We start from the raw sequence: 18,111 nt of genomic DNA on the forward strand, positions 1-18,111 counted from the left end.
GCAGCAAGAGTCGGCGACGCGGACAGCGTGACCCGCTCTTCCACGAGTTGTCGGGGACCGGTGGCTGGAGAAATGCCATGACCCAAGCAATGAGTTTCGACTTCAGAGCACTCAGATCCGCGATCGGCGGGCCGGTATTCGCTCCTGACGACGCGGGTTATGACTATGCCCGTACCATCTGGAACGGGGCCATCAACCGGAGGCCCGCGGTGATCGCCCAGTGCCTTTCCGCCGAGGACGTGGCCGCGGCCCTGGCTTTCGCGAGGGAAAACGGCTTCGAGGTAGCGGTGCGCGGCGGTGCGCACGCCTACAGCGGTACGGCGGTCTGCGACGGCGGCCTGATGATCAATCTCGGGGTGATGAATCGCGTCGTGGTGGACCCGGTGGCCGGGACAGCTTCGGTCGGCGGCGGCGCGACGATGGCGGATATGGATGCCGCGACCCAGGCGTATGGACTGGCGGTGCCCGGCGGCGTGATCAGCGATACCGGCGTGGGTGGCCTCACCCTGGGTGGTGGCATGGGTTGGCTGACCCGCGTAGCCGGTCTGTCGATCGACAATCTCGTCTCGGCACAGGTTGTTCTTGCCGATAGCCGGATCGTGCGGGCGTCCGCCAGTGAGAATCCGGACCTGTTCTGGGCGTTGCGTGGTGGAGGCGGGAATTTCGGAATCGTCACCGAATTCGAATATCGCACGCATCGGATCGGGCCCGAAGTGCACGTCGGATTCTTCTTCTGGCCGCTGAGGGATGGGGATGCCGCGCTACATCTGATTCGTGCGTTCATACCGACGATGCCGCCCAGGTCGGGAGTGCTGGTCGGTGTCGCTTTATCCGCGCCGCCGGAGCCTTTCGTGCCGCAGCAGTACCACTTCGTGCCCGGTCATGCCCTTATCGTCGCCGGTTACGGCACTGCCGAAGAACATGCCGAGATGGTGGCGCCGATCCGCAGCGCGCTCGCCCCGCTCTTCGAATTCATTGCCCCGATACCCTTTACCGGATTGCAATCGATGCTCGATGTCGCGGTGCCATGGGGCATTCACGGATATGAGAAGGCGCTCGATCTCGACGACTTCTCCGACGACGTGATCGCGATTCTGACCGAGCGAGCGGGGCAGAAGACATCGCCGCTCTCGTTCATGCCGATCTTCGTACTCGATGGCGCCTTCACTGCCGTCGGCGAGGACGACACCGCATTCGGTGGCGCGCGCTCGGCACACTACGTATGCAATATCGAAGCCGCCGCCCCGAACGCCGAGATATTGGCCGCCGACAGGGCGTGGGTGCGCTCGACCTGGGAAGCGCTGTGCCCCTTCGCATCCAGCCAGGGCGGGTATGTCAACTTCATGGCGGAGGCGGGCGAGGACCGGGTACGCGCATCCTATGGACCCGCCAAATACGCGAAGCTGGCCGATATCAAGACCGAGTACGACCCCGAGAATGTTTTCCACCGCAACGCCAATATCAAGCCGGGCTGATCGCGATGAAGGTTGCGGCCGATTCAGCCCCGGATCGAGGTCGATGGGCAGTCGATCGCCTACCGGATGGTGGGTCCCGATCCACCGCTGATGTTGCTTCACGGCGGATGGGAGGACAGCCGGTGGTGGCGGCTGCAGTTGGAGTCGCTCGCCCATGAGTACACGGTCATTGCCTGGGACGCACCTGGATGCGGCAGGTCCGACGATCCGCCGGAAGGTGTGCGTCTCGGCTACTACTCCGACACACTGGCGGGATTGATTCGAGAACTCGGGATCGAACATCCGCATGCCGGGCGCCGTCGACCAATCCCAGCAGAGGTCCGGGTCAGCCCGCTGCGGCGCCGCGTGGGTCGGCGCGCTGGATTACGTCCGCCAGCAGGGTGTTGAAGCGGTCCGCGGCCTCGATATTGCCCAGGTGGCCGGTGGGCCAGACCTGGTAGTCGGCAAGGTGACCTGCCTTGGCGAGAGCCTCGACGATCGGGCGGGACATGCGCTCGGGCAGCAGGTGGTCTTCGGCGCCCGCGATGACCGTGGTCGGCACCGTCAGGTGCTTCGCGGCATCACCCAGGTCCAGATCGGCGAGAGCGACGGCGTGCAGGCCGCGGGTGAGCGGGCGGCACGAGCGGACGATGCCGAGCGCGAAGTCCACCTCGTCACGGGTGGCGGGCTTGGACATGACGCGGGCCTTGAACACCGCGCTGACCGGCCACCCGCCCGGCAGCGGAATCGGCGCGGCGAGTGCGGTTTCCGCGATGACGAGCGGGACGCGGAGGCTGGCGCCGAGCACGGTCACCGGGCGCTCGGCCACCATGAGCGGCTTGTTGAACAGCGGTAGCAGGTCGGTTTCGTACCGGATGTCGCTGGCCGCGGTATTGGCCATGACGACCGCGGCGGCGCGGCGAGTGACCTGTTCCGGATAGCGAGATGCCCACGCCTGCAGGGTGATTCCACCCATGCTGTGACCGACGAGGACGGCGCGCTTGCCGGGCGGGAGAGCGGCCTCGAGCACCGCTTCGAGGTCGTCGGCCAGTGTCTGCGCGCCCGGGCCGATGCTCCCGAGGGTGCTCTCGCCGTGGCCGCGCTGATCGTAGGCGAGCACCCGGTAGCGGTCGGCGAAGGCATTGATCTGCGGATTCCAGTACTCGATGCAGCAGCTCCAGCCGTGGATCAAGACGATGACATCGCCGTCGGCGGGACCGTAGGCATGGACCCTGAGCTTGGCCCCGTCCCCGGTGGTGACCGGGATGATCTCGGGTGTGGCGGTGGGCTTGTTGAGCGACGCGGTCCGGTATGTCCGCGCCCGTAGGCCGGCACGGTAGGCGGCGGTCAACGGTTCGTCTCCGCGCACTTCCGCCAGCGTCCTCATCGACTTGACCAGCATTCGAGCACTCCTTTGTGTCTGCCGCCACAGTACAGTGCAAGCTGAGTGCTTGCTACTGCTAGCGCTCCAGTGGCGAAAATCCTGGTTCTATCGGATGGATACCCGAAATTAGGTCGGCCAATAGTCTTGCCGGCAGAAACATCGGGCACGAGCTCTTCTTCCTGGATATCGCCTGTGCCCGAGGCAGCCGTTACCCCCGCCGCCCACCCTGTCTTGCCCCGATCCCCTTGCCTCACCCCACAATCGCGCGCCCGTTCTCGGGATCGGCCCGGTTCTGTGGCGCGGAGCCCGACAAAGGGGCGGCGGTCAGCTGGGGGTCAGGAAATCAGCGATATCGTCGGGCATCACCAGGCAGACCTGATCGTCCGGATGGAAATCACCGGGGATGTCGCGGCGGTTGGGGGCGCGCACGAAAACGACAACGGACGCACCGTCTCCGGGGTCTATTTCGACCGCGACCGAGCCGGAGAAATCGCTGTCCGTGGGTGCGTGCCAGTGGCCCGCAGGCTCGAATTCGAGCCTGCGGGCCGCGCTGCCCCCGAATCCGTCGAGCCGGCATGAGCTGTGGCGGGCGTGGGGCGACCGCGGCTACCGTTGGTGCTTGTGGAGATGAGTCATGCGGTACCGGTCGTACACCAGGAAGCGGTGGCGGAACAACCGAGGCGCACCGGCCTGCGCGCCTTGGGGTGGCCGGTGGTGGCGGCGGGCGTCGGGGTCGGTGCCGCGGTCCTGCTGCATTTCCGGGATCCGCACGGCGAAGGCTCCTATGGAATCTGCCCGGTCTACGCACTGACGGGGTTGTATTGTCCCGGCTGCGGCGGCATGCGGGGCATGCACAATCTGACCGACGGCCGAATTCTCGATGCGGTACACAGCAATCTGCTCGTACTGCCGCTGGTGCTGGCCTTCGTGCTGTGGATCGGTGACTGGTCGATCCGTGCCTGGCGCGGTGAGCGGATGCGACTACCTCGGATCGGTCGCAGCACGATGTGGGTGTTCTTCGCGCTGCTCATCGGCTATACCGTGTTGCGAAATACGCCGTGGGGGACCTGGCTCACGCCGGTCTAGCGGTTTTCAGGCAGGCTTCGTATATGAGTGATTCGCTGAAGGAACGCGTGCGGGCGAAACTATTGCGCCAGCTCGCCGAGGACGGCACGCCCGACTCGGAACAGGATGATCCGCGCCTGATCTCGGTCGAGTCCGATCTCGATACGCTGAACAGCGTCGCCGATGACGATCCGTTGGTCGAAGAATTGGCCACGCGCTACTTGGTCTTCTGACGGCGCTTCAGCGCGATGTCTTATCGACCTGCCCGCCGGAGGGCGGCAGTTGCGGCAGCGGCTCACCGAGCAGCCACGCATCCCAGAGCGGCCGCAGCGGCACCAGACTGTAGTGGCCCGCCAGATCGGTGAATTCCTCCGTGGTGACCGAGCCGTGTCGGTAGCGGATCGTCCACTCGCGCAGCAGATCCCAGAAGGCGAGTTCGCCGAGTTCCAGGCGCAGAGTATGCAGGGTAAGTGCGCCGCGTTTGTACACGCGGTCGTCGAACATACGTCGCGGGCCGGGGTCGCCGATGATGATGTCCTGCGGTTCGCGGGACAGGTTGTGCCGGGCGGCGCGGGCCAATTGGTCCGCGGTGGGCCCGCCCGCGGCTTCGGACCAGATCCATTCGGCGTAACAGGCGAAGCCTTCGTGTAGCCAGATGTCACGCCACTGCCAGATGGTGAGGCTGTTGCCGAACCACTGGTGCGCGAGTTCGTGTGCGACAAGGCGTTCCGCGCCCCGGCGGCCGTCGCAGTGGTTGGCGCCGAAGACGGAGATGCCCTGGGCCTCGATCGGGATCTCGAGATCGTCATCGGTGATCACGACGGTGTACGCCTCGAACGGATACGGGCCGAACTTCTCGGTGAACAGCTCCATCATCTGCGGCTGGCGCTCGAAGTCGTGTTCGAAATTCGCGCGCAGTCGTGGCGGGATCACCGCCTGCATCGGCACCGAACCGCGCGGGCTGCCGATCCGGTGTTTCCGGTACTGCCCGATCTGGATGGTGGCCAGATAGGTCGACATGGGCTCGGACTGTTCGTAAACCCAGGTGGTCTGGCTGGCCTTGGTCTGCTTGCGCATCAAGGTGCCGTTGGCGAGCGCGTAGTACGGGGTGTCGGTGGTGATCGAAATCCGGTAGCTGGCTTTGGAACTCGGATGGTCGTCGCAGGGGAACCAGGACGCGGCGCCGTTGGGCTGGCTGGCCACCAGCGCGCCCTCGGTCAGTTCCTCCCAGCCCACCTCGCCCCACGGCCCGCGCACCGGCTTCGGCAGCCCGGCGTATTGGATGACCAGCTCGAGCAGCCCACCCGCGGGGATGCGGTGCTGCGGCGTCATGACGAGCTTGCCGCGCTGGTGGGAGTATTTCGCGGCCTTGGTGCCGTTGACGAGCACCTTGGACACGGTGAGCGACTGGGACAGGTCGAGCGCGAAACGGTCACGGACGGCGTCGGTCACCGCGATGATCCGAGCTCGGCCTGCCATGCGATTACTGGCGACCTTATAAGTGATCTCGAGTTCGTACCGCGATACCCGGTAGCCCCAATTTCCGTTCTGCGGTAGGTATTCGTCGACGGGCTCTTCGTAGTACTTGCCCGCCATCAGGAGGCCGCTCCCGCCTCGCTGAGGCTCGGCGCCGCACTCGACCACGGCGCTATCGGATTGCCCCACCAGCGGGTGGACGGCGGCACGGTGTCACCCCGCATGACCAGCGAGGCGGGGCCGACGGTCGCGCCCGCGCCGATGCCCGCGGCGGGCAGGGCGACGCAGTGCGGCCCGAGGGTGGCGCCCGCGTCGAGGGTGACGGTGTCCATGGCCATGATCCGATCGTGGAAGAGGTGGGTCTGCACAACACAGCCGCGTTCCACGGTCGCGCCGTCACCGAGTGTCACCAGGTCCGCCTCCGGTAGCCAATAGGACTCGCACCATACCCCGCGTCCGATCTTCGCGCCGAGTCCACGAAGCCACAGATTCAGTACGGGGGTACCAGTCGCGGCGCGCGCGAACCACGGCGCGGCGACGGTTTCGACGAAGGTGTCGGCAACCTCGTTGCGCCACACGAACGAACTCCACAGCGGATGCTCCTCGGCGCGAATTCGCCCGACCAGTAACCACTTCGCGGTGACCGCACTGGCCCCCGCGATGGCACCGGCGCCCATCAGGACAAAACCGCAGAGCAGTCCGGCGACCAGGTATCCGGCCGATTCCGCGATCCAGGCCAGCGTGAACAGCACACCGAGGCCGATGGCGAAACTCACGAGCACCGGGACGAGCCGGCAGGTCTCGACTATGCCGCGGAACACCTTCAGCCGCAGCGGCGGATCGAAGGTGCGTTCGGTATCGCCGCTTTCGGAGGCGCGCCGCAGTCGCACCGGTGGGCTGCCGAGCCAGGACGAACCCGCCTTGGCCTTGGACGGTGCGGCCGATAGCACGGCGACCAGCCCGTTTTTCGGCACCCGTCGACCGGGTGCGGTCATACCGGAATTGCCGAGGAAGGCGCGCTTGCCGACCTTCGCGTCGCCGATGTGCAGCCAGCCGCCGCCGAGTTCGTAGCTGGCGATCATGGTGTCGTCGGCGAGGAACGCGCCGTCGGCGACCGTGGTGAATTTCGGCAGCAGCAGCACGGTGGACGCCTCGACGCTCTTACCGATCTTCGCGCCGAGCAGACGCAGCCACAGCGGGGTCAGCAAGCTTGCGTAGAGCGGGAACAGGAAGGTGCGCGCCGAATCCAGCAGCCGTTCGGTGGCCCAGGCCTGCCAGCCGACCCGGCTGCGCACGGGATGATGGCCCTCGGTGAGTCCGATGCTGAGCAGCCGGACCGCGATGACCGTGGCCACCGCGTACACGGCGAGGCTCAGCAGCGTTGCGACGGGCAGGATCGCGAAACCCTTGCCGAGCGCACCCGCGAGTGTGCGGGCGTCGCGGATGAACCATGCGAGGAATGCGCCGCCGGTGGCCAGACCGAGAATGGGCATGGCCGCCAATGCCATCGAGGTCGCGCCGAAAATCGCGACCCAGTGCGCGGCCCGTGCCGGAGTATGCGACGGCCAACGATGCTGGGCCTTACCGACTTTCGTGGCGGGCGAGCCTGCCCACTCCTGTTCGGCCTTCACCCTGCCCGATACCGAAGATCCGGCCGCGATCTCGGCATTCTTACCGATTTTGCTGCCGGGCAACAGGATCGAGCGGGCGCCGATCACCGCGCCCGCACCGATGGTGATCGGTCCGATGTGCACCACATCGCCGTCGATCCAATAGCCGGACAGGTCGACCTCGGGCTCCACACTGCACCCGTCACCGAGTTCGAGCATGCCGGTGACCGGCGGCAGGGTGTGCAGATCGACGCCCGTGCCGATCTTCGCGCCGAGCGCCCGTGCGAACGGCACCATCCACGGTGCGCCGGAGAGACTCTCGGCGCCGCTGGCCTCCGAGAGCCGCACCGCCGTCCACAGTCGCAGGTGCTCCGATCCGCCGCGGGCATAACTGCCGGGCCGCACGCCGCGCAGCAGAATCCGAGCGCCGGTCGCGCAGATCACCATGCGACCGGGCGGCGAGATGAACAGCAGGAAGGCGGCCAGCGTCCACCACCAGGACAGATGCGGCAACCACGGCAGCGAGCCGGACCAGCCCGCGATATTGCCGACAATGGCCAACCAGGTGAGCCACTGCAGTCCGGTGAGGGTGGTCAGCGGGATGGTGGCCAGCACCTGGGTCCACTGGGCGCGCAGCGGCGTCGGGCGCACGATGCGTTCCTCGACGGCGGCGCTCGGCGCGGTCTCGTCGAGCAGTCCGGCCAGTGCGCCGAGGCGAGGATGGTCGTAGAGATCGGCGACAGTGATCTGCGGATAACGTTCGCGCAGTGCGGTGACCAGTTGCGCCGCCGATAGCGAACCACCACCGAGATCGAAGAAGTCGGTATCCGGACCGGTGATTTCGGCGCCGAGAATCGAATCCCACAGTCCGGCAATCCATTGCTCGGTTTCGGTGAGATCGCCGGTCGCGGTTTCGGTTTCGGCGGTGTTCGGCAGCGGCCACGGCAGGGCGTCGCGATCGACCTTGCCGGAGGTACGGGTGGGCAGGTCGGCGACGATGGCGAGCCGGGGGACCAGCGGGGCCGGAAGTTGTTCGGCGAGTTGGGCTCTGGCGGCCTTTAGGTCGAAATCGGGTCCGGTGCCGGTCAGGTAGCCGACCAGGATCTTATTGCCCGCCTTGGTGGTTCGGATCGCGGCCGCGGCACCGGTGACGCCGGGTAGGTGCTGCAGGGCGTTGTCGAGTTCGCCGAGTTCGATGCGGCGGCCGCCGAGTTTGATCTGATCGTCGGCGCGGCCGAGAAAGACCAGACCCGCGCTGTCCTTGCGAACCAGGTCGCCGCTGCGATAGGCGCGCTCCCAGCCGAGTGACGGTAGCGGAGCGTACTTTTCGGCGTCCTTGGCCGGATCGAGGTAGCGGGCCAGGCCGACGCCGCCGATCACGAGTTCACCGGATTCGCCCTCGTCCACTGGATTTCCGGCGGCATCGACGACGGCGAGATCCCAGCCGTCCAACGGTAGTCCGATCCGGACCGGGAAGCCGCCGTCGAGCAGCGCCGCACAGGCCACCACCGTTGCTTCGGTAGGGCCGTAGGTATTCCAGACCTCGCGCTCGGAATCTGTGTCTGATTTGCGGCGTTCGCCGGGCCGTGCGTCGTTACGCTCCGCTACCTCCTCCGGGCCCGTCGCTCGCGCCGCGGGGTTTCCGGCAAGGCGTTCGGCAAGTTCGGGCGGCACCGCCTCACCGCCGAAGATCAGCAGCCGGACCGGGTCGAGCGCCTCGGCGGGCCAGGTCGCGGCGAGTGTGGGAACCGTCGAGACGATGCTGATTTCGCGGCGCACCAGCCAGGGACCGAGATCCGCGCCGGTGCGGACCAGGGCGCGCGGCGCGGGCACAAGACACGCGCCGTTGCGCCAGGCCAGCCACATTTCCTCGCAGGAGGCGTCGAAGGCGACCGAGAGTCCGGCGAGAACCCGGTCGTCCGGACCGATCGGGGCATCCGGCAGGAACAGGCGCGCTTCCGCGTCGACGAAGGCGGCGGCATTGCGGTGGGTGACCGCGACGCCCTTCGGGGTTCCGGTGGATCCGGAGGTGAAGATGATCCACGCGTCGTCGCCTGGGGTGGGGCGAACGGTCGAGGCGTCAGTGGACGTTGGCCGTTCGACGGCCGTCGGCTCGATGCCTGCCGCGGTCACGATCGCGGTGACGCGGGCCTCACCGAAGACGAGCCGGGCGCGCTCGTCCGGATCGTCGGCGTCCACCGGGACGTAAGCCGCACCGGCAAAAAGAATCGCCAGAATAGTGACGTAAAGCTCATGTGTGCCGGATGGCATTCGCACGCCGACGCGGTCGCCGGGGCGCACACCCGCCGCGGTCAAACGCACGACTCCGGCGTCGATTTCGGCCAGCAATTCGGTGTAGCTGAGCACTATGCGACCGTCATCGATCGCGGGCGCCTCCGGATGGGCTTGCGCGGTGCTGTTCAGGATGTCGACAAGGGTCCTGGCCTGCGGCGCGAGTGCGGCGCGTAGCAAGGGTTCGGGGGTGCGGAGCCGGTCGGTCGGGCCTGTGCCCACCGCCGTGTCGACCTGCGGCCGCAGCATCACGTCCTGCCCACCTCTCATTGACACGCCTTGCGCTTCCTCGTTGTTGTTTCACAGCAGGGTTACCAGTGGGCAAACGCCATGGTGACCAACTGTCTACGGTACCTGCGGTATCGGTCAGAGTTCTTCGCCCAGTGCTTCAGCGCAAGGCGACGCAGGGTCTGCCGCTCGTCCTCGTCGAGGCGATACAGCACCCGCTCGGCGGCCTCTTCGATGAGTTCGTCGGTCTTGCGGCGCTCGGCGCGTCCGGCCTGGGGGATGGACAGCCGGTATTTACGCCGGTCCGCCGAATCGCGGGTTCGGATGACGAAACCGGACTCCTCGAGGCCGTCGATCAGCCGGACCACCTCGCTGCGGTCGATGCCGAGCGCGGTGGACACCTGCTGCTGGGACAGGTCGTCGAATTCCTCTGGACAGCCCAGTACCCATTGCCGGGTTCCGGCAGGCGTTCTGGTGGCTCACGGCCGCGTCGTCATCTCGTTGATCGCATCACTATTGTTGTGGCGCAAGGAGATTCAGCCGAACCGGTGACACTTTGCGCCTGGTCGGTGGCGGCCGGCCCGGCGCATTTCGGATTACGCGGCAGACGCGGCCGTGCCGATGCCGAGCGCGGCGAGTACGGCCGCGCTGATCTGTTCGAGCCGATCGCGAACCTGTGGGCGGCGCAACATGGCAACCGCTCGTGACGCCAGCATGGCGAGCAGGATCATCTCGACGGCGGCAATGGAGCATTCGATGGCGCCGAGGGCGAGGGTGTTCAGAAATGTGACATCGGTCAGGAATTGCGGCAGTACCGCCAGGTAGAACAGCCCGACCTTCGGGTTGAACACGCACGACACCACGCCAGCGGCGAATGCCGAGCGGATCGAGGCGGGAGCCTGCGCGGCCAACTGTCCGGACGCCGCGGCGGTGCCCGCTCTGCGCTGCTTGCGGTGATCGATCAGCGCGCGAATTCCCAAGTACACCAGATAGATTCCGCCGATGACCTTGAGTGTGCGGTAGGCCGTCGCGGACTGTTCCAGCAGAGCGGCGACACCTGCCGCGACCACCACCGCCCACACGATCCCGCCCAATGCCGAGCCGATCGCCGCGGCAATGCCGGGTCGCGCGTCCACGATCGAGAAGCGCAGCACCAGAAACGAATCCGGGCCGGGCGTGATCGACAGCAGAATGCACAGGCCGATAAAGCTGAGCAGCAGGGAAAGCGTCACCTCTCGATCAGATCGCACATCACTCGGCATTGCAAGGTTATTTATTTGACTGCATGTATATGCAGCGATGGACCCGGTTGACAGGGCGGTGCGGTATCTGCCAATCTCGGTTCAGGTCATGAGTACCAGCGTCAAGCCCCGGCTAGCTGGTCGGCAACCCTCCTCCGCGGTGGGGTGCTCCGGGTGACGACCGGGCCGCAGCCCGACCGGGTGCGGCAAGCGCGGACTCGGATGATCAGCTGATTTCGGGTCCTACAGCCGATGGGATTTGTGATGACCGCTGTAATCGAGCAGAGCTCTGTTTACCCGCCCTGCCGACTGCCGTCCCCCTGTGCCGCCCTTGCCCGGGTTTCCGGCGACGATCTCCAAGTGCCGCTGGTACAGGGCGGAACGACCACCTACGCGAACTTCGACTATGCCGCTAGCGCACCGGCATTGGCGCAGGTAACCGACCGCGTGCAGCAGCTGCTGCCGTTCTACGCGAGCGTGCACCGCGGCGCCGGTTACGCCTCGCGGATCTCGACCGAGTGCTACGAGGCCGCGCGCGGTTCGGTCACCCGCTTCCTCGACGCCGCCGACGACCAAGTCGTGGTGTTCACCCGCAACACCACCGATTCGCTGAATCTGCTCGCTGCCTGTGTGCCCGGCGACACCGTGGTGCTGGATATCGAACATCATGCGAACTTCCTGCCCTGGACCCGGCACGGTCGCCGCGTCGTCAAGGCCGCGGCGACCGTCGAGGAGACGATCCGCCAGCTGATCGCCGAATTGTGCAGTAAGCCGGCGGCATTGCTCGCGGTCACCGGCGCGTCCAATGTGACCGGTGAGGTGCTGCCGCTCGAGCGCCTGGCCACCATCGCGCACCAGTGCGGTGCGCGCATTCTCGTCGATGCCGCGCAACTGGCACCGCATCGTCGAATCAGCCTGCGCGCCACCGGAATCGACTACCTCGCCTTTTCCGGTCACAAACTCTACGCACCGTTCGGCGCGGGAGTGCTTGTCGGACGCCGGGATTGGCTCGATGCCGCCGAACCATATCTGGCGGGCGGCGGGGCGGTCCGCGAGGTCACCACCACCAGGGCGGAATGGGCATCGGCGCCGCAGCGTCACGAGGCCGGTTCGCCGAATGTCCTGGGCGCGGCCGCACTCGCCGCCGCATGTGAGGCGCTGTGCGCGATCGATCCGAAAACCCTTGCCGCGCATGAGCGACAGCTCGCCGATCGCCTGCGCGCCGGGCTGTCCGCGATTGCGGGGGTCGAACTGCTGCGCATCTGGGACGACAGCCCCGACACCGTCGGCATTGTCGCCTTCACCCTGGACGGATTCGTCCCAGGCCACGTCGCGGCCTATCTCTCCGCCGAACACGGCATCGGCATTCGCGACGGCCGCTTCTGCGCCCACCCGCTGCTCGAGCGGCTCGGCCTCGACGGTGCGCTGCGTGCCAGTATCGGCCTCGGCACCAGCACCGCCGATGTGGATCGGCTGGTCGAGGCCATCGCCACTCTTGTCGACAAGGGTGCGTCGTGGAATTACGCCAGTACTGACGGACTTTGGAACCCGACACCGGAGACCCGCGCCTTCGCCCACCCCCAAACCAACGACGGCGCCGCGCCGTGCTCGATCGGCTGATCTGCGCCGTCCGCAACTTTCACATCGAGGTGCGCACCTGGCTCATCGCTCGATCTATAGCGTTGCCGCGCAGGTGAATCCGCCCGGCCGCGTTCAGTCTTCGAGCGAGGTCGGGCGGTAGTAGCGGCCGCGGTAGTAGAGCAGGGGAGCGGCGCTCGGCTGTTCGTCGGTGTTGTCGTGGACCCGGGTCACCAGGCCGACGACGAGGGTGTGGTCGCCGATGGGGATCAACTGCTGGATGTTGGCGCGGATCCAGATGGGCGTGCCGTGCAGCACGGGCTCACCGGTGTCCAGGGTGGTCCACAGCGAGCGGTCGCTGAAGCGTTGGTCGGCAGTGCGGGCGAATCGCTTGGCCAGATCGTGCTGGTGTTCGCCGAGGAAATGGACCACAACGGAGTCGGCCGCCTGCAATGCCGTCAGGCTCGACGAGGTGTGGGCGATATTGAAGGAGACCAGCGGCGGCTCCAGGGACAGCGATGCGAAGGAGGTCGCGGTGAAGCCGACCGGGCCGTTCACGGAGCCCAGGGTGACGACGGTGACGCCCGCCGGATAGTGCCGCATGGAGGCGCGGTACAACTCGGCGGTGATACCGCTCAGATCATCGGGAATCCGGATGTCCGTGGCGGGGGGTTGACCTTCGCTCACAGCTGCGCCTCGCTGGCGCTCGGGTCCGCTGCGACCGTTGGTGCTGTGTTGATGGTTCGCTCGCTCACATGACGAAACTACGCCGAGCGTCTGAGTGGCGCTTAGTCCACGTCTATCGGGAGCCCGGCGGTGATGCGTACCAGTTCGCGAAACGAGGTGCGGAACACGGTATTCGGATGGCCGCCCGCGGCCCAGACCTCCTGGTGCGTGGACAGCACGTTGTCCACCCAGGTCGGCAGGTTGGTGGGATGGCCGACCGGCGCGATGCCGCCGATGGGCTGACCGGTCACCGCCTGCACCATCGCGGCGGGGGCGCGGGTGAGCTTGCCTTCCAGCCGTTCGCCGGTGCGCCCGAGATCGACCTGGTGTGCACCGGAGACCAGCAGCAGCACCGGATCGTCATCCAGGAGGAACACCAGTGATTTCGTGATGGCGCCCACATCGATGCCGAGTGCCCGCGCGGCATCGGCGGCAGTGGGTGTGGGGGCGGGCTGAGTGACGATGACACCATGGTGGCCGCGCGCGATCAGGGTATCCGCGACCCGGCATGCGACTGGTGGAAGCGACCTGCGCATGAAACCAGAGTAGAGCGATTGCGGGCAGTGTGCCGGTCGAGTTTTCGGTCAGTGGTCGCGATGTCCGATGGGAGAACCGGTGCGGCGCACCGACTTTGCACAGCATTTGCGCGCGGCACGGACTGGTCGGCTGGCTAGAGCACTTCTGCTTTACGCTATACGAATGACTGATTGGCAGGCTTTCACCGTTGCGACCAAGGACCACATCGCGCAGGTCACGCTGACCGGCCCCGGCAAGGGCAATGCCATGGGTCCGGATTTCTGGCGGGAGCTGCCGGAGATTTTCCGCGGGCTGGACGCCGATCCCGAGGTTCGCGCCATTGTGCTCACCGGTTCCGGAAAACATTTCTCCTACGGACTCGACCTGCCCGCGATGACCGGCACATTCGGTCCGCTGATGGCGGATAGGGCGCTGGCCGCACCGCGCACCGACTTCCTCTACGAGGTGCGCAGTATGCAGGCCTCGGTGACCGCGGTGGCCGATTGCCGCAAGCCGGTCATCGCCGCGGTTTCCGGCTGGTGCATCGGCGGCGGGCTGGATCTGATCGCCGCCGCCGATATCCGCTATGCGAGCGCGGACGCGAAGTTCAGCCTGCGTGAGGCGAAGGTCGCGATCGTCGCCGATATCGGATCGCTGCACCGGCTGCCCGGCATCATCGGTGAGGGCCATTTGCGCGAACTCGCCTACACCGGTAAAGACATCGACGCGGCGCGTGCCGAGAAGATCGGCCTGGTCAACGATGTATTCGCCGATCAGGAGGCGGTACTGGACGCGGCGCACGCCGTCGCCCGCGAGATCGCCGCGAATCCGCCGCTGGTGGTGCAGGGTGCGAAGGATGTGCTCGAGCAGCGCACCAAGGATCAGGTGGCCGCCGGGTTGCGCTATGTCTCCGCGTGGAACTCCGCATTCCTGCCGTCCGAGGATCTGACCGAGGCCATCCAGTCGGTGTTCGAGAAGCGCGCTCCGAAGTTCAAGGGCCGGTAAAGGCCGCATATTCGCTTGCCCTAGCCGTTGGCTCGCACACATACTTGTATCACGCAATTAGTTGATTGACGCAAGTAAAGGTGAGTCGAGTGGATGAGGACGGGCTGGCGGTCGAGGCGATCGCGATGCAGCTCACCCGGCTACAGCGAATGCGCGAACGGACCGCGGCGCAGCTGCGCAGCCGGGACGGCGTGGATCCCGCAGCCTTCGCGATTCTGTTCCGGCTGCTCTGTGACGGGCCGATGCGGTCGGGTGCACTCGCCGATGCGGTGCATTCGGATGCGTCGACGGTCAGTCGGCACATCGCCCATCTGGTCGAACGGAAGCTGGTCGAGCGGCAGGCCGATCGCAATGACGGCCGCGCCACCGTACTGGTCGTCACCGAGCACGGTCGGGAGGTCGCCGAGCGGATCCGCAGGCGTCGACACGAAAACCTGACCCGGGTGATGGCGGCTTGGACGTCGCAGGACCGGGCCACCTTCGCCGGGCTGCTGCGGAAGTTCGTCGACGACTACGAGCAGGCCAAGCCCGCCATGATCGCGGCCATGCGCCAAGACCACAACCTCTACGACCTTCGGACGGAGAACGATTCGTGACCGCACCGGCCACCGTGGCGGAGCCCACGGGTTTCACCCACAGACAGATCCTGACCATCATGAGCGGTCTGCTGCTCGGCATGCTGCTCGCGGCGCTGGACCAGACGATCGTCTCCACCGCGATCCGCACCATCGCCGACGATCTCGACGGCTATTCGATGCAGGCCTGGGCGACCACCGCCTACCTGATCACCGCGACGCTCGCGACGCCGCTGTACGGCAAGTTGTCCGATATGTTCGGCCGCAAGCCCTTCTTCATGGCGGCGATCTCGATCTTCGTGCTCGGTTCGCTGCTGTGCACGCTGGCGCAGTCGATGTACGAGCTCGCGGCTTTCCGCGCATTCCAGGGACTCGGTGCGGGCGGCCTGATGTCGCTGGCGCTGACCATCCTCGGCGATATCGTCAGCCCGCGCGAACGCGCCAAGTACCAGGGCTACTTCCTCGCGGTATTCGGCACCTCCAGCGTGATCGGCCCGGTGCTCGGCGGTGTGCTGGCCGGACAGGACAGCATCCTCGGGATCAGCGGCTGGCGCTGGGTCTTCCTCGTCAACGTGCCGATCGGACTGGTCGCGCTCGGCGTCGTCTCCAAAGTGCTCAAGCTGCCGAAGCGGCCGCATTCCACCGACCGGGTCGACTGGTGGGGTGTGCTCGTGCTGGCGATCGGACTGGTGCCGCTGCTCATCGTTGCCGAGCAGGGGCGCGAATGGGGTTGGGGCAGTGGACGATCCATCCTCTGCTATGTGATCGGTGTGCTCGGTGTCATCGGGTTCGTGCTGGTCGAGAAGACTATGAAGGATAAGGCGCTGATTCCGCTGCGGATGTTCGCCAATAAGACTTTCGCGCTCGGCGTGGTGATCTCGGTCGTGGTCGGCTCGGCGATGTTCGGCGGTATTTCGCTGCTGCCGCAGTACCTGCAGGTGGTGCGCGGATCCAGTCCGACACTGGCAGGGCTGCAGATGCTGCCGATGGTGCTCGGGATGATGACCGGCTCGATCGTCTCCGGCCAGCTGATCTCGCGTACCGGTCGTTACCGGATCTTCCCGCTCATCGGCGCGACCGTGTTGACGCTCGGCCTGTTCCTACTGCACTTCGTGAATGCCGACAGCCCACTGTGGGTCACGATGATCTTCATGGCCGCCACCGGCTTCGGACTCGGCAACCTCATGCAGCCGCTCACCATAGCGGTGCAGAATGCGTTGCCGCCCAAGGATATGGGCGTATCCACTGCCGCCGCGACGTTCTTCCGGCAGATCGGCGGCACGATGGGTGTCGCGGTATTCCTTTCGATCCTCTTCGCGCAGTTGACGCCGAATATCTCCACCGAGATGAAATCCGCAGCCGCCGATCCGGCATTCCAGCACGCGGTGGTCGAGGCAGCACAGAGCGGCAATCCCGCCGATGCCGCGCTCGCGAAAGGTCTACTCGCGCAGGACACCTCGGCGGCCGGTGGAGTACTGAAGGACAGCTCGATCGTGCAGCAGCTCAGCCCGGAACTGGCGCGGCCGTTCAAGGTCGGCTTCGCGGAATCGATGTCGACGGTGTTCCTGTCGGTGACCGGTATGGCACTGCTCGGGCTGATCCTGGTGCTGTTCTGGAAGGAAGTGCCGCTGCGTACGGTCGGCGGTATCGAGGCGGCCAAGGGTGATCCGTCGGCGAACGGATCCGACGTTCTCGAGCACACCGAGTTGTCGACCGGGGGCGGCGAAACATCGAGTCCATCCGAGGCGAAGGTGGATGCCATGGTGAGTTCGACGAACGGTGTCAAACCGCAATCAACGGGTGCCGCTGGTTCGGCGTGAATCCATCGGATGTGCCCGCGCCCGGTGCCGATAGGTACCGGGCGCGGACATCCGGCTACTGGCCGATTTCTCGCCGAGAGCGGAAGCGAATTCTCGCCGTACCGCGAATTCAATTGCCGTCGTAGCGCATTCGAAGGCTAGTTCTTCAATGCACGAATCATTTGCACGAGTGTCTCCGCGCCTGCTTGTATCGTTTGCTCGTCGCGGCCCACTAGTTCGAACTCGCCTCGCCAGCCGTCAATAGTTGCAGACAGCAGTGCGTATTGCGCCGGGTCGTTTCTGAACGGAGGTAAGGCTGGCTGCGTTAGCGGGGTATCCGTGACGGAAATACCGTCAACCATCAAGATGCGTGGAGTGCCGCTTTCTGCATGAGAATTCGACGGTGCCGCAGGGGGGGCATCGAGAAATATATATCCGAGATAATTCGAGTCCGCGCTATGGTAATCGCACCCATTTCCGGTACCGATCTGCTCGGTAAGTGGCTTTGTTGCAATGACACCCACGCCAAGGTTTTCGGCATGATACTTCGCAGCATAGAACTGCTTCGGGTAGTCGCACAATTCTTGGAGCGTGTGACTACTTGTTTTGATTTCGCTGGGACTGTCGGTGTGAGATTTCGGCAGCAGCCCGCAGCTCGAAAGAAGTAATGTAAGCATTACCAAAGATATGGATCTTGTGTTCATTCTGCCGCCGTCCACGCTGGAGTCGGATTACTGGCATCGAATTCGGTGGAAGCGCTTTGCGGCCAATGATCGTTGTAGATCCCCTTCGGGTTGCTTATGGAATATTTTATGTTATTAATACTGTCCACTTCGGCACTGAGCGCGCTGAAGTTTCCGGTAGCGATGATGGCCGCATCGCGTATCCACAGCGCTTTGTAGTAGCCGGTCATAGCGGCAGTCGAGAAGTCTCGTGCATCCAAGTGGCTGTGCAGGTTTCGGTTCACATCGACCTGGACAGGAAGGCGGCCGTCGTCGAGTGTCATCTCGAATAGCCCCACCCCGACCAAAGAAGTATTCATGCTGTTATTCACTCCCCTTGCTATCGAATCTCGCGTTCAGTCGAGTGCTGGTTCGGTGTCCGGTTGGCCGCGTGGACGAGCTCGGTACCCGACTTCGCCAGCGCCGGTGATAATCCGCAC

The 18,111-nt window shown here is 65.6% G+C and carries 17 protein-coding genes and 1 riboswitch; of the genes, 8 read left to right on the top strand and 9 right to left on the bottom strand.

Annotated elements, in window-relative coordinates; genetic code table 11:
• Nucleotides 1–77: 77 nt before the first annotated feature.
• Nucleotides 78–1,475, top strand: a complete 1,398-nt coding sequence (locus ACQPXH_RS02895) for an FAD-binding oxidoreductase (protein ID WP_433600784.1) — start codon at nt 78–80, stop codon at nt 1,473–1,475.
• 90 nt (nt 1,476–1,565) lie between these two features.
• On the top strand, nt 1,566–1,862 hold the full coding sequence (locus ACQPXH_RS02900; RefSeq protein WP_433603274.1) for an alpha/beta fold hydrolase: 297 nt from the start codon (nt 1,566–1,568) through the stop codon (nt 1,860–1,862).
• Here the strand turns inward: ACQPXH_RS02900 and ACQPXH_RS02905 are convergent.
• Nucleotides 1,801–2,856: an alpha/beta fold hydrolase gene (locus ACQPXH_RS02905; protein WP_433600785.1), complete on the bottom strand. Its 1,056-nt coding sequence runs from the start codon at nt 2,854–2,856 to the stop codon at nt 1,801–1,803. The two genes, ACQPXH_RS02900 and ACQPXH_RS02905, sit on opposite strands and share 62 nt — an antisense overlap.
• A gap of 609 nt (nt 2,857–3,465) precedes the next feature.
• Between ACQPXH_RS02905 and ACQPXH_RS02910 the strand changes: the two genes are divergently transcribed.
• The gene (locus ACQPXH_RS02910) at nt 3,466–3,924 is read left to right on the top strand and encodes a DUF2752 domain-containing protein (RefSeq protein ID WP_433600786.1); all 459 of its coding nucleotides are present in this window, start codon (nt 3,466–3,468) and stop codon (nt 3,922–3,924) included.
• 23 nt (nt 3,925–3,947) lie between these two features.
• Nucleotides 3,948–4,136 (top strand): hypothetical protein, encoded by a 189-nt coding sequence (locus tag ACQPXH_RS02915; RefSeq protein WP_433600787.1) that lies wholly within the window; start codon nt 3,948–3,950, stop codon nt 4,134–4,136.
• Nucleotides 4,137–4,143: 7 nt separating this feature from the next.
• On the opposite strand, the gene ACQPXH_RS02920 is transcribed toward ACQPXH_RS02915, so the two are convergent.
• From ACQPXH_RS02920 to ACQPXH_RS02935, 4 genes are all read right to left on the bottom strand, one after another.
• Nucleotides 4,144–5,499 carry a M1 family metallopeptidase gene (locus tag ACQPXH_RS02920; RefSeq protein ID WP_433600788.1) on the bottom strand — a complete coding sequence of 452 codons (1,356 nt, stop codon included), beginning with the start codon at nt 5,497–5,499 and terminating at the stop codon, nt 4,144–4,146.
• Nucleotides 5,499–9,530: a Pls/PosA family non-ribosomal peptide synthetase gene (locus ACQPXH_RS02925; RefSeq protein WP_433603275.1), complete on the bottom strand. Its 4,032-nt coding sequence runs from the start codon at nt 9,528–9,530 to the stop codon at nt 5,499–5,501. Before ACQPXH_RS02925 ends, ACQPXH_RS02920 begins: the two co-directional genes overlap by 1 nt.
• A gap of 62 nt (nt 9,531–9,592) precedes the next feature.
• Nucleotides 9,593–9,952, bottom strand: a complete 360-nt coding sequence (locus ACQPXH_RS02930; RefSeq protein ID WP_433603276.1) for a MarR family winged helix-turn-helix transcriptional regulator — start codon at nt 9,950–9,952, stop codon at nt 9,593–9,595.
• Between the two features lie 153 nt (nt 9,953–10,105).
• A complete protein-coding gene (locus ACQPXH_RS02935; RefSeq protein ID WP_433600789.1) occupies nt 10,106–10,741 on the bottom strand; it encodes a LysE family translocator in 636 nt (211 codons plus the stop codon).
• 114 nt (nt 10,742–10,855) lie between these two features.
• Nucleotides 10,856–10,969, top strand: a riboswitch (SAM riboswitch).
• A gap of 45 nt (nt 10,970–11,014) precedes the next feature.
• Here ACQPXH_RS02935 and ACQPXH_RS02940 point away from each other — a divergent pair.
• Entirely contained in the window at nt 11,015–12,370 is a 1,356-nt protein-coding gene (locus ACQPXH_RS02940) for an aminotransferase class V-fold PLP-dependent enzyme (RefSeq protein WP_433600790.1), read from the top strand.
• 93 nt (nt 12,371–12,463) lie between these two features.
• Here ACQPXH_RS02940 and ACQPXH_RS02945 read toward each other — a convergent pair whose 3' ends face one another.
• Both ACQPXH_RS02945 and ACQPXH_RS02950 read right to left on the bottom strand, forming a co-directional pair.
• Nucleotides 12,464–12,931, bottom strand: a complete 468-nt coding sequence (locus ACQPXH_RS02945) for a flavin reductase family protein (RefSeq protein WP_433603277.1) — start codon at nt 12,929–12,931, stop codon at nt 12,464–12,466.
• A gap of 185 nt (nt 12,932–13,116) precedes the next feature.
• Complete coding sequence (locus ACQPXH_RS02950) at nt 13,117–13,590, bottom strand: YbaK/EbsC family protein (RefSeq protein ID WP_433600791.1); 474 nt, start codon at nt 13,588–13,590, stop codon at nt 13,117–13,119.
• Nucleotides 13,591–13,753: 163 nt separating this feature from the next.
• Between ACQPXH_RS02950 and ACQPXH_RS02955 the strand changes: the two genes are divergently transcribed.
• The 3 genes from ACQPXH_RS02955 (at nt 13,754) to ACQPXH_RS02965 (ending at nt 16,970) form a co-directional block, all read left to right on the top strand.
• On the top strand, nt 13,754–14,575 hold the full coding sequence (locus ACQPXH_RS02955; protein WP_433600792.1) for a crotonase/enoyl-CoA hydratase family protein: 822 nt from the start codon (nt 13,754–13,756) through the stop codon (nt 14,573–14,575).
• An 89-nt stretch (nt 14,576–14,664) separates the two neighbouring features.
• The gene (locus ACQPXH_RS02960) at nt 14,665–15,171 is read left to right on the top strand and encodes a MarR family winged helix-turn-helix transcriptional regulator (protein WP_433600793.1); all 507 of its coding nucleotides are present in this window, start codon (nt 14,665–14,667) and stop codon (nt 15,169–15,171) included.
• Nucleotides 15,168–16,970, top strand: coding sequence for an MDR family MFS transporter (locus ACQPXH_RS02965; RefSeq protein WP_433600794.1), 1,803 nt, complete (start codon nt 15,168–15,170; stop codon nt 16,968–16,970). Before ACQPXH_RS02960 ends, ACQPXH_RS02965 begins: the two co-directional genes overlap by 4 nt.
• 137 nt (nt 16,971–17,107) lie before the next feature.
• On the opposite strand, the gene ACQPXH_RS02970 is transcribed toward ACQPXH_RS02965, so the two are convergent.
• The gene (locus ACQPXH_RS02970; RefSeq protein ID WP_433600795.1) at nt 17,108–17,626 is read right to left on the bottom strand and encodes a hypothetical protein; all 519 of its coding nucleotides are present in this window, start codon (nt 17,624–17,626) and stop codon (nt 17,108–17,110) included.
• Between the two features lie 23 nt (nt 17,627–17,649).
• The gene (locus tag ACQPXH_RS02975; RefSeq protein WP_433600796.1) at nt 17,650–17,991 is read right to left on the bottom strand and encodes a hypothetical protein; all 342 of its coding nucleotides are present in this window, start codon (nt 17,989–17,991) and stop codon (nt 17,650–17,652) included.
• Between the last annotated feature and the right edge of the window lie 120 nt (nt 17,992–18,111).

Source organism: Nocardia sp. CA-135953, from assembly GCF_050955735.1.
In the GTDB taxonomy this organism is placed as follows: Bacteria; Actinomycetota; Actinomycetes; order Mycobacteriales; family Mycobacteriaceae; genus Nocardia.